The sequence below is a fragment of the Actinomycetospora sp. C-140 genome (genome assembly GCF_054796175.1).
Genome location: NZ_JBTWNF010000015.1, coordinates 172701 through 188082, shown reverse-complemented (window position 1 = coordinate 188082; position 15382 = coordinate 172701). Strand labels below are relative to the sequence as shown.

13 protein-coding genes and 1 pseudogene are annotated in these 15382 nt (G+C 73.4%); 11 read left to right on the top strand and 3 right to left on the bottom strand.

Features of this window, described 5'->3' with window-relative positions; translation table 11 throughout:
- Nucleotides 1–603 (bottom strand): response regulator transcription factor (locus tag ACR9E3_RS23570; protein WP_285652582.1); only part of this gene is annotated, 603 nt, incomplete at its 3' end.
- Nucleotides 604–1088: 485 nt separating this feature from the next.
- Here ACR9E3_RS23570 and ACR9E3_RS23565 point away from each other — a divergent pair.
- The 7 genes and pseudogenes from ACR9E3_RS23565 to ACR9E3_RS23535 all read left to right on the top strand — a co-directional run bounded on the left by ACR9E3_RS23565 (nt 1089) and on the right by ACR9E3_RS23535 (nt 10137).
- Nucleotides 1089–2177 (top strand): DUF1996 domain-containing protein, encoded by a 1089-nt coding sequence (locus tag ACR9E3_RS23565; protein ID WP_460383034.1) that lies wholly within the window; start codon nt 1089–1091, stop codon nt 2175–2177.
- A gap of 430 nt (nt 2178–2607) precedes the next feature.
- Nucleotides 2608–3936, top strand: a complete 1329-nt coding sequence (locus ACR9E3_RS23560) for a DUF1996 domain-containing protein (protein ID WP_460383033.1) — start codon at nt 2608–2610, stop codon at nt 3934–3936.
- 247 nt (nt 3937–4183) lie between these two features.
- On the top strand, nt 4184–5548 hold the full coding sequence (locus ACR9E3_RS23555) for a purine-cytosine permease family protein (protein WP_460383032.1): 1365 nt from the start codon (nt 4184–4186) through the stop codon (nt 5546–5548).
- 53 nt (nt 5549–5601) lie between these two features.
- Nucleotides 5602–7101: a GDSL-type esterase/lipase family protein gene (locus ACR9E3_RS23550; protein WP_460383030.1), complete on the top strand. Its 1500-nt coding sequence runs from the start codon at nt 5602–5604 to the stop codon at nt 7099–7101.
- Nucleotides 7102–7174: 73 nt separating this feature from the next.
- Nucleotides 7175–8210 (top strand): annotated as a pseudogene (locus ACR9E3_RS23545) (aldo/keto reductase).
- 92 nt (nt 8211–8302) lie between these two features.
- On the top strand, nt 8303–9250 hold the full coding sequence (locus ACR9E3_RS23540) for a hypothetical protein (protein ID WP_460383028.1): 948 nt from the start codon (nt 8303–8305) through the stop codon (nt 9248–9250).
- A complete protein-coding gene (locus ACR9E3_RS23535) occupies nt 9247–10137 on the top strand; it encodes a hypothetical protein (RefSeq protein ID WP_460383026.1) in 891 nt (296 codons plus the stop codon). The genes ACR9E3_RS23540 and ACR9E3_RS23535 overlap by 4 nt, the downstream gene beginning before the upstream one ends.
- On the opposite strand, the gene ACR9E3_RS23530 is transcribed toward ACR9E3_RS23535, so the two are convergent.
- The gene (locus ACR9E3_RS23530; RefSeq protein WP_460383025.1) at nt 10127–10759 is read right to left on the bottom strand and encodes a TetR/AcrR family transcriptional regulator; all 633 of its coding nucleotides are present in this window, start codon (nt 10757–10759) and stop codon (nt 10127–10129) included. The two genes, ACR9E3_RS23535 and ACR9E3_RS23530, sit on opposite strands and share 11 nt — an antisense overlap.
- A gap of 67 nt (nt 10760–10826) precedes the next feature.
- Between ACR9E3_RS23530 and ACR9E3_RS23525 the strand changes: the two genes are divergently transcribed.
- Both ACR9E3_RS23525 and ACR9E3_RS23520 read left to right on the top strand, forming a co-directional pair.
- Nucleotides 10827–11717: a sterol desaturase family protein gene (locus tag ACR9E3_RS23525; protein WP_460383024.1), complete on the top strand. Its 891-nt coding sequence runs from the start codon at nt 10827–10829 to the stop codon at nt 11715–11717.
- A gap of 26 nt (nt 11718–11743) precedes the next feature.
- Nucleotides 11744–12223: a nitroreductase/quinone reductase family protein gene (locus ACR9E3_RS23520; protein ID WP_460383023.1), complete on the top strand. Its 480-nt coding sequence runs from the start codon at nt 11744–11746 to the stop codon at nt 12221–12223.
- On the opposite strand, the gene ACR9E3_RS23515 is transcribed toward ACR9E3_RS23520, so the two are convergent.
- A complete protein-coding gene (locus ACR9E3_RS23515) occupies nt 12220–13485 on the bottom strand; it encodes an alpha-hydroxy acid oxidase (RefSeq protein ID WP_460383022.1) in 1266 nt (421 codons plus the stop codon). The genes ACR9E3_RS23520 and ACR9E3_RS23515 overlap by 4 nt on opposite strands.
- A 170-nt stretch (nt 13486–13655) precedes the next feature.
- On the opposite strand from ACR9E3_RS23515, the gene ACR9E3_RS23510 reads away from it, so the two are divergent.
- Both ACR9E3_RS23510 and ACR9E3_RS23505 read left to right on the top strand, forming a co-directional pair.
- A complete protein-coding gene (locus ACR9E3_RS23510) occupies nt 13656–14267 on the top strand; it encodes a hypothetical protein (protein WP_285652611.1) in 612 nt (203 codons plus the stop codon).
- Nucleotides 14268–14439: 172 nt separating this feature from the next.
- A complete protein-coding gene (locus ACR9E3_RS23505; protein WP_460383021.1) occupies nt 14440–15300 on the top strand; it encodes a class I SAM-dependent DNA methyltransferase in 861 nt (286 codons plus the stop codon).
- Nucleotides 15301–15382 lie beyond the last annotated feature (82 nt).

The window sequence follows — 15382 nt, the reverse complement described above, 5'->3', positions numbered from 1 at the left end:
GCCCTCGAGGATGTAGCCGCGACCACGGACGGTGCGGATGCGCTCCGCGCCGAGCTTGCGGCGCAGGTAGCCGATGTAGACCTCGACGATGTTCGAGGTCGGCGGGCCGCCCCACACGCGGGTGACGAGCTGCTCCTGGGACATGGCCTGGCCGCGCGGGTGGCGGATGAGGGCGTCCACCACCGCGTACTCCGTGCGCGAGAGGCTGACGGGCTTGTTCTCGACGAACACCTGCTCGAGGGCCGTGTCGACGGCCACGTCGCCGCGGCGCAGGAAGAGCTGGGCGGTGGGGCGGTCGTCGCCGAGGCGCAGGCGCAGGCGGGCGAGCAGCTCCTCCATGGGGAACGGCGTCACCAGGTAGTCGTCCTGGGTGGCGCGCAGCGTCTGCACCGTGCGGTCGCGGGCCTCCGGGCTGGTCAGCGCGATGACCGGCGTGCGGGGGCTGTCGCGGTGCAGGTCGGCGAGCACCTCGACGGGGCGCAGCCCCGGCATCTCGACGTCGAGCACCACCGCCCGGGCCCCGCTGGCCCGTGCGGTCGCCCCGACGCTCCAGCTCTCACGGAGCAGCTGGGGTTCGAAGCCGTGCGACCGCAACGTCCCCACCAGGACGCTCGTTGTGCGATGGGAGGGGGCCACGCACAGCACGCGGCCCCGCTCCGCGCCCGCATAACGATCAGGTCTCATCGCGGCCAGCTTGACTCCCCGCGCGTCCGAGTTCAATCGGTGAGCGGCGAGCGGGGACGTGATGCTCGTCGGCGGTCACCCACCTGAGGACCGCTGGACCCAACAGCCGCCGTTGACGTCCGTTCGGCCTAGTAATCCTGCTGTTCGTCGCGCGAGATCCACCTGCGAGCGGTCGTACGGACGCCTCTTCTCAGATCGTCCGTCGACCAACGGTCGCGTTCCTACCGTCGGGTCCACGTCGGCTGCGGGCGGAGCCGCTTCCCCTCGAACGCCTCCGTCCGGCTCCGGCGGGACCAGCACGACAACCGCGATCTCGGTGCCGGGACGGGCTCGAGCCGCACGGACGGCCCTCCCGCACCGGGAGGACCAGGAGGTTCTCCGTGCCCCGACGCGGACGACATCGCATGACCGGACCCGTCCGACTCCTCGCCGCCGCCGCGGCCCTGCTCGTCACCGGCGGCATCGTGGTCGCGGCCGGGTCCGCGGCCGCCCACGAGGACTCGGGCTCGGACTCCGGCTCGGCCAGCTCGCAGTCCGACTCCGACGGCTCCGGCGGCTCCGGCGACTCCGGCGACTCCGACGACTCCGGCGACGACGCGCAGTCCGCGGGCCGCGACCAGGCGTCCCCGCCGGACGACGACGACTACGTCGACATCACGCAGGTGTCGCCGGGCGCCGACGGCAAGGGCGGACAGTTCTCCCCGGCCGGCACGTTCCGGACCGACTGCGGCCGGAACGCCGACGGGGCGCACCGCAACAGCGACAACTTCGTCCTGGCCCCCGGCAAGCGCAACGGCGCCCAGCACGTCCACGACTACGTCGGCACGACCGCCACGTTCGACTCCTCCGACGACCAGCTGCAGTCCGCCGACACCACGTGCGGGAACGGCGATCAGTCGACCTATTACTGGCCGGTGATCCGCGACCTGAACGGGACCGGGGACGACGAGGACGACGACGGCGGCGGCAAGGACGGCAACGAGGGCTCGATCACGGCGCCCTCGTCGGTCGACCTGACGTTCCACGGCAACCCGAAGGAGGACGTCGTCGCGGCGCCCCAGGCGCTGCGCCTGGCCACCGGTGACGCGAAGGCGGCCACCGAGGGCGACCAGAACGCGAACGCCAAGTGGACCTGCACCGGGTTCGAGGACCGGACGACGACCAAGTACCCGGAGTGCCCCCAGGGCAGCCGGCTCGTGCGCATCCTCGACTTCCCGAGCTGCTGGGACGGCGAGAACACCGACTCCGACGACCACCGCTCGCACGTCGCCTTCCCCGAGGAGGACGGCTCGTGCGGCGAGGGCACGCAGCCGATCCCGGCGCTGCGGATGACCCTGACCTACGACCGGCCGGACGGCACGGACTTCGCGGTCGACTCGTTCCCCGACCAGCAGCACGACCCGAAGACCGACCACGCGAGCAGCATCAACTTCATGCCGAAGTCGTTGATGAACCGAGCGGTGAGGTGCATCAACGACGGCATCGCCTGCTGAGGCGCCGACCCGACCACGGGGCCGCTCACCGACGGAGGTGGGCGGCCCCGCGTCGTTCCCAGGCTCGGCGGGTCTCCCTGAGAGCCCGGTTCAGCGCTCGGAGCAGGTGTTCCCCCGAACGGGGCATCACGTCCGCCGTTCCTCGCGTCGCGCGAGCCTGCGGGCGGCGCTCGGACCTGAGTTCTCTCAGATAGGCCGTCGTCGGACGGCCGTGTCCCTACCGTGACCTTCCGTCGGAGCCCGGGCGGCGACGCTCCCCCTCTCGCCTTGCCGCCGTCCGCGCTCCGCCGTCACTACCCAGACACCCGTGTTCCCGGTACCGACCCCGGACGAGCTCCCCCGTCCCGGCGCCGTGGGCACCGTCAGGAGGTTCCCCGTGCCCCGACGCGGACGACATCGCACAAGCCTGCCGACACGACTCATCGCGATCGTGGCGGCGCTCCTGGTCACCGGCGGGGTCGCCGTGGCCGCCGGATCCGCCTTCGCGGATTCGGACTCCGGGGGCTCCGGAGGCGACTCCGGGCTCCTGTCGGCCTTCTCCGGCGACGACTCCGGCGACTCGGGCTCGGGCGACGACGGCTCCGAGAACTCGGGGGACGGCGGCTCGGGTGACTCCGGCCAGGGTTCGGAAGAGGAGTCCTCGGACGGCTCGGGCAACCGGGACGGGTCGGACCAGGGTGACGCGCAGAACGGCGACGACCAGGGCGACCAGGGCGACCAGGGCGGGGACGACCAGGGTCAGAACGGTGAGGACCAGGGTCAGAACGGCGACGACCAGGGCGACCAGGGCGACCAGGGCAACCAGGGCAACGGCGACGACCAGGGCCAGCAGGCCCAGGCGGCCGCGAACGAGGACCCGCTGGGCCGCGACCAGGCCGCGCCCGCCGGCGCCGACCAGTACGTCGACATCAACGACGTCGACGCCAACGGCGGCAACATCGGCGACGGTGGCCGCTTCAGCGGTGGCCAGTACACCGTCGACTGCGGTGTGAGCGACCACAACAACTCCGACAACTACATGGCCGCGCCGGGCAAGGACAACGGTGCCCAGCACGTCCACGACTACGTCGGCAACGACAGCACGAACGCGAACTCGGACGACGACTCGCTCGACGCCGCGGGCACCTCGTGCCAGAACGACGACAAGTCCACGTTCTTCTGGCCGGTCCTGCGTGACCTCAACGGCCAGGGCGACGATGTCGGCCAGGACGGCGGCAGCCTCGACGGCAACGAGGGCGCCGTCCTCAAGCCGCTGGCCGCGCAGCTGACCTTCCACGGCCACGGCGACGAGGCCGTCCAGCCGATGCCGACCCACCTCATGATGATCATGGGGAACGCCAAGCAGGGCCAGCAGAACGGCGACAACGTCAACGCGAAGTACACCTGCACCGGGCACGAGGACCAGGTCACCGACAAGTACCCGATCTGCGGCGCGGGCTCGAACCTCGTCCGCATCCTCGACTACCCGAGCTGCTGGGACGGCCAGAACCTCGAGTCCGCGAACTTCCGGGACCACATGGCCTTCCCGAACGAGGACGGCAACTGCGAGAACGGGTTCACGCCGATCCCGGCGCTGCGCATCTCGCTGACGTACAACCAGCCCGACGGGCGGGCGTTCTCGATCGACAGCTTCCCGCAGGAGCAGCACAACCCGAAGACCGACCACTCGGACTTCGAGAACCTCGCGTCCGAGACCGGCAACCGGAACGGCGCGGACTGCATCAACAACAACCAGCAGTGCACCAACGTGCAGCAGTGACCTGCTGACACCGCACTGACACACCGCACGACCCCGAGGGGCCGTCCACCGTGATCCTCGCGATCACAGTGGACGGCCCCTCGCGTTCGTGCGCCTCGCGACCTACCGTCGGGGGCAGGCGCCGACCGGCGCTCACGGGAGTCCGGAGCCACCGGGCTGAGAGGGGACCTGGCCGCGCACCACGCTGCGGCAGCGGTCCCGACCGTCGGAACCTGATCCGGATCATGCCGGCGCAGGGAGGCTGCTGATGAGCACGTCCACGCCCACCTCCGCGTCCCCGAACGCCGAGGTCGCCCCCACCCTCGACGGGCCGGTGCCGAAGACGCTGGGCTTCCTCGACCAGGGCGCCTTCTGGGCCAACCTCGGGGTGAGCCTGCTCGGCTTCGCCGGCGTCCTCGCGGTGCTGCAGCCCGCGGGCGCGCCCCCGCTGACGGTGACGGCCGCGGTGGTCGCCACCGTGGTCGGCACGGTGATCGGCAGCGCGATGGTGGGCCTGTCCGCGATGCCCGGCGCCGCGACCGGCGCGCCCGCGATGGTGCTGCTGCGGGACCTGTTCGGCGGGGTCCTTTCCTGGATCCCCTCGGTGCTCAACGTCGTGCAGCTCATCGGGTGGGGCACCTTCGAGCTCGTCGTCATCGCCCAGGCCGGCACCCTGGCGCTCGGCGGCCCGACCTGGGTCTGGGTCCTCGGCGCCGGGGTGGTGACGACCGTGCTGACCCTGCGCCCCCTGGGGATGCTGCGGTTGCTGCGGCGGGTCGTGACGATCCTCGTCGCGATCTCCGTCGCCTACCTCGCGTGGTGGCTCTTCTCGAGATCCCAGCTCGACCTCGGCGCGGGCGGCGGCTCCTGGGCCGGGTTCTGGGCCGGTGCCGACGCCGCGATCGCCGTCGCGGTGTCGTGGATCCCGGTCGCCTCGGACTTCTCCCGCCACTCCCGGCGGGTGTCGACGGCGTTCACCGCGGCGACCGTCGGCTACGGCGTCACCCAGATCGTCTGCTTCGTCGTCGGCCTCGCCGCCCTGGCGCTCGTGGGCGGCAACGGCGACGACGTGTTCGCCCCGATGCTCGCCGCGCCGCTCGGGCTCGTGGCGCTGCTCGTGCTGACCGCCCGGGAGACCGACCAGTCGTTCGCCAACGTCTACTCGACCGCGGTGTCGGTGCAGAACCTCGTGCCGCGCGCCGACCGCCGGGTGCTGTGCCTCGTCATCGGCACCGTCATCACGGCGCTCGCCCTCGGCGTGACGATCGACGACTACGCGGTCTTCCTCGCCGTGATCGGGTCGGTGTTCGTCCCCCTGCTCGGGGTCGGGGTCGGGGACGCGCTCGTGCGCCGCGGTCGGCGTCCGGACCTCTCGCGCTGGGCGCCGTCACGGCCGCTCATGGTGGTGGCCTGGGTGGTCGGGCTCGCCGCGTACCAGCTGGTGAACCCGGGCGGGGCGCCCGGCTGGTCGGACGCGTGGAGCGCGCTGCGGGACGCGATCGGCGTCGCACCGCCGTCGTGGCTCTCGGCCTCACTGCTCTCCTTCGTCGTCGCCGGCGCCGCGGCCGCGGGTCTCGCGCTCCTCGAGCGACTCCTCCCACGCCGCCCGCGGGCGTCCGTCACGGCGGGGTGACGCCGGGCGGGTCCTCCGGTAAGCGTGGGGACGCCGTCGGTGCGAGGAGGACCGTGCCCAGAGGACTGCGTCTGCTGCGCGGATTCGGGCGCGAGCTGCGCTCGCCGCTGACCCTGCTGCTCGTGCTGGCCTGCGCGGCCGGGGGCATCTGGGCGGCCGTGACCCTCACACCCGCCCAGGACGTGGAGGCCTTCGGGCAGCAGCTGAGCGTCGGGGTCCAGGCGCCGTCGGCGACCGTCTCGGGCCCGCCGCAGATCGTGCAGATCGGCAACACCCGTCTCGACGTCCCCGACGTGACGGTCTACGGGCCGCTGCGCCCCGAGCTGACCATCGGCCCGGTGGCACGCAACGAGACCGCGGGCCGCGCCATGGAGTCCCTGGCCGAGGGCGACAGCCCGGGCGACGCGCTCGCCGCGATCGTCACCGGCTTCGAGCACTGGTACGGCTGGGCGACGCTCGTGCTCGTCGCCGTCGTGCTCGGCCTGTGCGGCATCGCGGGCGTGCTGCGGGTCCTCGGGGTGCTGCGCCGGACGGCCCGCCGCGCGGGTGCCGGAGCCCGGCCCGGGGTCGTGGCACGCCACCTCTCCCGCACGATCACCCGCTCGACGGTCGTCGCCCTCGTCGTGTCGCTGGCGGTGTGGGGCGTCAGCGGAGTGCTCGCCGTCGCGGGGGCCAGTGGGCTGCGCGATGCCCGCTCGCTGACCGACCTCACCGGCGCCCACCACATCAGCCCCTCGCCGGTGGGGCCCACCGTGTCGGGCGTCCGGGGTGTGGTCATCGGCGACTCGCGGGTGGCCCGGCTCGGCGGCCCGCTGCCCGCGGGCGCGTCCGCGGAGGACGCCGGGTGCTCGCGCAGCACCGACTCTCTGGCGAACCAGCTCGGCGCGGCGATCGGCGACGAGGTGCTCAACCTCGCCTGCTCGGGGGCACGCATCTCCGCCGGCCTCCGGGCCCCGCAACAGGTCGGCGGCGTCACGGTGCCGCCCCAGATCGGGCGGCTCAAGCAGGTCGAGGACCCGGCGTTCGTGGCCGTCGCCGTCGGGCCCAACGACCTGAACTGGACCGACATCATCGGCTACTGCTACGCGGCCACCGACTGCGCCGACAACTTCACCGCCGGCGAGTTCCGCTACCGCCTCGCGGCCTTCGACCGCGACTACGCCGACCTCCTCGCCGACCTCGCCACGCTCCCGTCGCACCCGCACGTCGTCGTCATGACCTCGTACGACGTCCTGCGCCCCGATGCGCAGTGCTCCACGGTGCGCGGGCCCCTGCAGTACCCCGGCCTCACCCCGCCGGAGATCGCGCTGCTCGCCGAGCGCAACGCCGAGCTCAACCAGGTGCTGACCGCGGGCGCCCGCCGGTACGGGTTCGACGTCGTCGCACCGCCGGTGCGCCCGCTCTGCACGCCCTCGCCGGACGGGCTCGGGCCGGATCTCCAGTCGATCGACGACCCCTACCCGTTCCACCCGACCGGCGTCGGTGAGCTGCGCATGACGATCCCGGTCGTCGACCGCATCGGGGTGCCGTCCACCGCCCCGCCACCCGGCTGAGGCGTCGGCGGGCCCGTCGAGGGCTACTCCACCGCCGTCCGGGGAAACGCAGGGACGGAAGGAGTCTCCGCTCGTGAGGATGCGGACGCTGGGACGGACCGGCATCAAGGTCAGCCCCTACTGCCTGGGCGCGATGATGTTCGGCGCCTGGGGCAACACCGACCACGACGACGCGATCAGGATCATCCACAAGGCGCTGGACTCCGGGATCAACTTCGTCGACACCGCCGACGTGTACGCGCAGGGCGAGTCCGAGGAGATCGTCGGCAAGGCCTTGCAGGGGCCGCCGCGACGACGTCGTGCTGGCGACGAAGGCACACGCCCCGATGGGCGACGACCCGAACCACCGCGGCAACTCCCGGCGCTGGCTGGTCCAGGAGGTCGAGAACTCGCTGCGGCGCCTGCAGACCGACCACCTCGACCTCTACCAGATCCACCGCCCCGATCCCGAGACCGACGTCGAGGAGACGCTCTCGGCGCTCACCGATCTCGTGCGCAGCGGCAAGGTGCGCGCGATCGGCTCGTCGACGTTCCCGGCCTCGGAGATCGTCGAGGCCCAGTGGGTCGCCGAGCGCCGCGGTCTGCAGCGCTTCCGCACCGAGCAGCCCCCGTACTCGATCCTCAACCGCGGCATCGAGCGCGAGGTACTGCCGGTCTGCCGGCGCTACGGCATGGGCACGCTGGTCTGGAGCCCGCTCGCGATGGGCATGCTCACCGGGAAGATCCGCAAGGGGCAGGAGGCCGGGACCCGGCGAGCGGAGCGGACGCCGGGCCGATTCACCGACGAGCGCAAGCTCGACGCGGTCGAGCAGCTGATCCCGCTCGCCGAGAAGGCCGGCCTGTCGATGGTCCACATGGCCATGGCCTTCGCCGTCTCCCACCCGGCCGTGACCTCGGCGATCATCGGACCGCGCACCATGGAGCAGCTCGACGACGTGCTCGCGGGCGCGGAGGTCACGCTCGACGACGAGGTCCTCGACCGCATCGACGAGATCGTCCCGCCCGGTGTCGACGCCAACCCCGGCGACGTGTCCTACGAGCCGCCCGCCATCGGCGAGGTGGCCCTACGCCGTCGACCGCCCGAGGAGCGGGCCGCCGCAGGGAATTAATTCCCTCGAAAGCCGGCAGAGCGGGGCTCGGGATCGGGCATCCCTACCACAACGCCTGACCTCCGAGTCCCGCCTCCGGAAGGGGTCCCGCGATGGGCACCGTCGCCGTCGTGATCGTCATCGTGGTGGTGCTGCTGGCGGTCGCCGGTGTCGCCGCGCTCGTCCTCGCCCGGCGGCGGCGCCAGCAGGAGCTCCAGCAGGAGTTCGGCCCCGAGTACGAGCGCCGCGTCGCCGAGACCGGCGACCGCAAGGGGGCCGAGAAGGAGCTGCGGGAGCGCAAGGACCGCCACGACCAGCACGAGCTGCGACCGCTCGGGCCCGAGGAGCGCGATCGCTTCCACGCCGACTGGCAGCAGGTCCAGCGGGGCTTCGTCGACGACCCCGGCGGAGCGGTCGAGCACGCCGACGCCCTGCTGGTGACGATCATGCGCGCGCGGGGCTACCCGGTCGAAGGGGGACAGCGGCGCACCGACGACCTGTCCGTGGCCCAGCCCCACCTGGTGCAGGACTACCGCGAGGCGCAGCGCGTCGTGACGGCCCACCGGCAGGGCACGGCGAGCACCGAGGACCTGCGGGCCGCCTTCACCGCGTTCCGCACCCTCGTCGAGGCGATGCTCGACGAGGGCGACGGGAACGGCGGGTCCGGACCCGCCGGCACCACCGAGCGCATCCCGGGCGCCGGCGGTGGCGGGCACGACGACCGGATCGGGCATCCCGACGCCGGCACCGAACGGATCGCCCCGGCGGCCGGGGGCGCTGCGGGTCCGGGCGTCCCACCCGGGGGGCCGCCTCCGCAGGGGCCACCGCCTCAGGGGCCACCGCCGAACGGCCGCCCCCCGCAGGGGCCACCCCCGCAGGACGCGCCGGCGCAGGGCGCGCCTCCGCAGGCCCCGTCCCACCACGGCCCACCCCATCAGGGGCCGCCTCCGCAGGGGCCGCCTCCGCAGGGGCCGCCCGCCGGCGGGCCCGTCCCGCCTCGCCCGTCGTCGGCGCCTCCCGCGTCCGACGGCCCCGACCGACACCAGGAGCCCCGGCCATGAGCCACCCCGAGCAGGGCCGCCCCACCGACCCGACCGCGGGCCACGAGCGCCCCGGCGGGTACGACGAGGACCCGCGGCAGAACGTCGGTGTGCCGGAGCAGGTCCGGCACAGCGACGAGCAGCAGGCGTACGACAGCCGGCCCGGAGGAGCCGGGCACCCGGACACCGCCGCGCAGCAGCCCGGCGCCGGTCAGTACGACGGTCAACACGGCGGTGAGTACGCCGGTCAGTACGGCGGGCAGCACGACGGTCAGTACGCCGGGCAGTACGGCGGGCAGCAGGTCGAACCCGCGGCGGCGTACGGCGACCGGCCCGGTGGCGGCCACGGCGAGCCCGCCGGGCAGCAGGCCGGTCAGATGCCGCCGCAGCAGTACGACACGGCGCCGGGGCAGGCCGGACAGGCGCCGGGTGGTCCCGGAGTCGGCGGTCAGCCCGGGGCGTACCCAGGACCGCCGGAGCACGGCCGCGGTGCCCCGGGCCGGCCCGCGGGCGACGCGCAGGGCGGGTACCCCGACGCGCAGGCCGGGCACGGCGACGCGCAGGCCGGGCACGGCGGTGCCCAGCCCGCCGCTCACGACGGCACCACCCCCGATGCCGGGGACGGCCGGCAGCCCGCCGAGTACGGCACGATCTTCGATCCCGACCGGGCGTCGCAGTGGCGGGCGCAGTGGGAGGACGTGCGGATGATGTTCGTCGACCGCCCGCAGGACGCGGCGGCGCGCGCCGACGGCCTCGTCGGCGAGGTGCTCGGCGAGCTGTCGCGCACGTTCACCGAGCAGCGCAGCGCCCTCGACCCGCAGGTCCTCGGCGGCGAGCCGTCGACCGAGGAGCTGCGACGGGCGGTGCAGCGCTACCGCGAGTTCTTCGACCGGCTGCTCACGCTGTAGGAGCGGCGCCCGCGCGGTCGGACACGAGCGCGCCGATCAGCCGCGTCACCCGCCGGGTCATCTCCTCGGCGCTCTGGTCGGGGCGGGCCACCCACCAGTCGACGAGCGAGTCGACGATGCCGAGCCACGTCCGGACCATCGCCGCGACGTCGAGCTCGTCGGTCGTCCCGGCGCCGTCTAGCAGCTCGAGGACCCCCTCGTGCGCGAGGGCCCCGATGCGCTCGGTGTACCGGGCGACCACCTCCGCCGCCGGGCCCGTCGCCGGGGCCGTGCGGTCGCGCAGGAGGCGCCAGAGGTGACGGCGGTCCTCGAGCACCGCGAACATGACCGCCAGCGTCCGCAGGCCGCGCTCGACGCCGGTGCTGTCGTCGCGGGCCACCCGCTCGATCTCCGCGACGAGGAGATCGCCCGCCTCGGCGAGGCACGCCGCGTGCAGGCCCTCCTTGGACCCGAAGTAGCTGTAGATCAGCGGCTTCGAGATCCCCGCGGCGCGGGCGACGTCCGCGATACCGGTCGCGGCGAAGCCCTGGGTGCCGAAGGCGACCGCGGCGACCCGGACGATCTCCTGCTCGCGATCGGCGCGGGGGACGCCCTTCGTGCCGGCGTTCGGTCGGGGCGTCACCGGACGACCCTACCGCGCGATATGACCATGCGGTAACTTACCCGTCGGTCATATCGGAGGGGAGCCCATGGACGCGCTGCTCGACCCGCTGCAGAACCCGGTCACCTACGCGGCCCCGTTCTTCGTGCTGGCGATCCTCGTCGAGCTCGCGGCACTGCGGTGGCTCGACCACGACGACTCGGTCACCGGGTACGCGCTGCGCGACGCCCGGGCTTCGATCTCGATGGGCGTCGTGTCGCTGGTGTTCCTGACGCTGTTCAAGGTCGTCACGTTCCTCGGCTTCAGCGTCGTGTACGTCTACCTCGCGCCGTTCCACCTCCCGACCGACACGTGGTGGTACTGGGTGCTCGTCGTGCTCGGGGTCGACCTCGGCTACTACTGGCACCACCGCTTCAGCCACCGCGTCCGGATCGCCTGGGCCGGCCACCAGGCCCACCACTCCAGCGAGTTCATGAACTTCGGCACCGCGCTGCGCCAGAAGTGGAATCCCTGGTTCGAGTTCTTCTTCTGGCTCCCGCTGCCGTTGCTCGGGTTCTCGCCGTGGACGCTGTACGTGGCGTTCGGCGTCAACCTCGTCTTCCAGTTCTTCGTGCACACCGAGCTCGTCGACAAGCTCCCGCGCCCGGTCGAGTTCGTCCTCAACACGCCCTCGCACCACCGGGTCCACCACGGCACCGAGCACGAGTACCTCGACCGCAACTACGGCGGCATCCTCATCGTCTGGGACCGCCTGTTCGGGACCTTCGCCGCCGAGGAGGAGCGCCCGTCCTACGGGCTGACCACGCCCGTCGAGACCTACAACCTGCTCACCCTGCAGTACGGGCACTACGCCGACATCGCCCGCGACGTCCGATCGGCGGGGCGGTGGCGCGACCGGCTCGGTTACGTCGTCGGACCGCCCGGCTGGCAGCCCTCCGGCGGCCCGCCGCCCCGGGAGCCCCTGCTGCCCCGGCGCTGAGCCGATCGGCATCCTACGGTGCGCCGATGGTCTCCACCCGCGACTTCGGACGCATCCTGGACCGCCTGGCGCCGGTCGTGAACGCGGTGACACGCGCTCACATCGCGCTCTACCGCCGCACCGGCGGGCGGCTCGGCCACTCGCTTCCCGGGATGCCGACGATGCTGCTGCTCGACCACGTCGGGGCCCGCAGCGGGACGCCGCGCACCACCCCGCTGCTCTACTTCACCCACCCCGACGACCCGGACGACGTGGTGATCGTCGCGTCGTACGGCGGACACCCGCGACACCCGGCGTGGTTCCACAACCTGCGCGCGCACCCGGACACGACCGCCCAGGTCCGCGACGAGGTCCGGCCGGTGCACGCCCGCGTGGCCGACGACGCCGAGCGCGAGCGTCTCTGGCCCGCCGCGCTCGCCACCTACGGCCCCTTCGCGGGCTACCGGCGCCGCGCCGACGAGGTCGGCCGCACGATCCCGTTCGTGGTGCTCACTCCGACGCGCTAGAGCCGGACGTGGTCCGGCGTCAGGTCCTTGACCGACGACACCCCGAGCAGCGCCATCGTCCGGCGGATCTCGGCGGTGAGGATCGTCGCGAGGTGCTCGACGCCGCGCTCGCCGCCGGCCATGAGGGCGTAGAGGTACGCCCGGCCGACCAGGCAGCCCGAGGCGCCGAGCGCGACGGCGGCGACGATGTCGGCACCCGACATGATCCCCGTGTCGAGCAGGACCTCGGCCTCGCCGCCGACCTCGGCGACCACCGACGGCAGCGTCTCCAGGGGGACCGGCGCGCGGTCGAGCTGGCGCCCGCCGTGGTTGGAGACGACCACCGCGTCGGCGCCGGCGTCGACCACCCGCCGCGCGTCCTCCACCGTCTGGACGCCCTTCACCACGAGCGGTCCGTTCCACGTGGATCGGAGCCAGGCGAGGTCGTCGAGGTTCAGCGCCGGGTCGAACATCGTGTCGATGAGCTCGGCGACCGTGCCCTCCCACGACGTCAGGGCCGCGAACTCCAGCGGGTCGGTGGTCAGCACGTTCAGCCACCAGTGCGGGTGGCGTGCCATGTCGGCCAGGGTGCGCGCGGTGAGGGCCGGCGGGATGGTCAGCCCGTTGTAGGCGTCGCGCAGGCGTGCCCCGCCGACCGGGGTGTCCACGGTCAGCATGATCGCCTCGTTGCCGGCCGCCGCCGCCCGGCGCACGACCTCCTCGCTCGCGGCCCGGTCGCGCCAGAGGTAGAGCTGGAACCAGCGTCGCGTGTCCGGAGCGGCGGCCGCGAGGTCCGCGGGCGAGGTGGTGCCCATCGTCGAGAGGGTGTGCGGCACCCCGAGGCGACCGGCCACGCGCGCCACGGCCACCTCGCCCTCGTGGTGCATCATCCGGGTGAAGCCGGTCGGCGCGAACGCGAAGGGATAGGCCGAGGGCCCGCCCAGCAGGGTCGTCGACGTGTCGATCTGCGAGACGTCCCGCAGCACCGACGGCCGGAACTCCAGCGACGCGAAGGTGTCGCGGGCGCGGCGCAGGGAGAGCTCGGCCTCGGCGGCGCCGTCGGTGTAGTCGAACACCGCGCGGGGCGTGCGGCGCCGCGCGATCTCGCGCAGGTCGGCGACGGTGTGCGCGCGGGCGAGCCGCCGTCGGGTCGCGTCCAGTTCGGGGCGCGCGACCCGCAGGAGCGGTCGCAGCTCCGAGGGGCGCGGCAGGCGGCGTGTGGTGCGCGGGGTGCGCGGACTGCGGGGACCGGGCCCGGACGGGCTGGTCGGCGGGGGCGTCATCGGCCTCGATCCTCTCGGGCGGGCGTCGTGTCCCAACCGAACGGCGCGGCGCGCCCCGCGTCAAGGCGGGCGAGGGGATGGTCCGCCCGTGGCGTGCCCCCGTGCGGTACAACCGTCGCGGGTCCGTCGCCGCCGCGACGGTCCGGTGATCGGGCGAGAGGACGACGGTCGTGAGCTACCCGCAGCGCTCGTGGGACGACGGCGACGTGGAGGTCCTCGGCAAGCGCCTCTGGGCCGGCGGGGTCGCGACGGCGGTCGTCGCCGCGGGCATCGCGATCGTCGGCGTCCTGATCATCTCGAACGTCTTCGAGCTCGGCATCCAGACCACGCAGCGCAGCGGCGCGCTGGTCGACAACGCCATGACGATCATCCCGGTCTGCGCGGTCATCGCGGCCCTCGCCGGCACGGCGCTGCTGCACCTGCTGCTGCTCACGACGCCGCGACCGGCCACCTTCTTCTCCGCGATCGTGCTGCTCGTGCTCGTCGTCCTGCTCCTGCAGGTCTTCCTCGCCGACGGTGGCGTCGTCGACCACATCGCCACCGCGATCCTCTACGCGGCCATCGGGCTCGCGATCATCTCGATGCTCTCGGGCGTCTCCCGCACCGCCGTCCGGCCGGTCTCCCAGAGCGGGTGGGGCGGTCGTCAGTACGACGGTCGCTACGACCAGCGCTACGGCACCTACGAGCGGCCCGCCCCCTACGCCGACCCCTACCCCCAGCAGGACGAGCGCACGGCGCGGTACGACCCGCGCGGTCCCCAGGGCGGCGGTCGCTGGGGGTGAGGACGGTCGCGGTGCGTGATCGCGTCGCACCGTGACGTTGACGCCATTGCCTTGACCCTCCCCGTGACGCCTGACGACGATCGGTGCGCGTGATGCTCTACGCGGGTGATGCCACGTGCCCGCGTCCAGCTCCGTCGCCCCCGGTGGGCGACACCGGGAGGAGAGGTCGGCCATGGCACCCACAGCGGTCAGCGGCAACGGCAACGGCACCAGGCACGAGGTCCTCGAGCAGGCCGGACGCCCCGCGGGATCGGCGCCCGGGCACCCCGTCGACCTCGAGACGGCCCGGGCGGGCCTCCGCCTCGCGCTGCCGGAGCCGGGCAGCAAGTTCAGCCAGGACGACGAGTGGTGCGTCGTGGCCGGGCCCGACGGGACGTGGGGCGAGTACCGGTTCCACGACTACGACCGCATCTTCCAGGTGCCCGGCCTCTACGAGAAGATCTTCTACGACGTCCTCGGCTGCGACTCCCCGCGCTTCATGGTCGGGCTGCTGCAGGACGCGCTGGGCGGCTCCGGCGTCGAGCCCGGGTCGCTGCGCGTCCTCGACCTCGGGGCCGGCAACGGGATCATGGCCGAGGAGCTCGCCGCCATCGGCGTCCCGCACGCCGTCGGGGTCGACATCCTCCCCGAGGCCCGCGAGGCCGCGGAGCGCGACCGTCCCGGCCTCTACGCCGGCTACCACGTCGCCGACCTGACGGCCCTGCCCGCCGCGGAGCGCGAGACGCTCGCCGGGCACCGCCTCAACGCCCTCACCGTCGTCGCCGCCCTCGGCTTCGGCGACATCCCGCCGGCCGCGTTCCGCACGGCCTACGACCTCGTGGACGACGGCGGCTGGATCGTTCTGACGATCAAGGACGCGTTCCTCGCGGAGACCGACACCTCGGGCTTCGGCGGGATGATCGGCGAGTCGATCCGCTCCGGCGCCCTCGAGGTCGTGCGCCGCGAGCGCTTCCAGCACCGGTTGGCCACCGACCGCAGCCCGCTGCTCTACGAGGGGATCATCGCGCGCAAGCGCGCGCCGCTCGCGGGATGAGGCGGGAGACGGAGCGGAGCGGGAGCCCGACCCGAGGTCCGCGCTCGCCGTCTCGTCGGCAACCGGTGTGACCCAGGTCCCA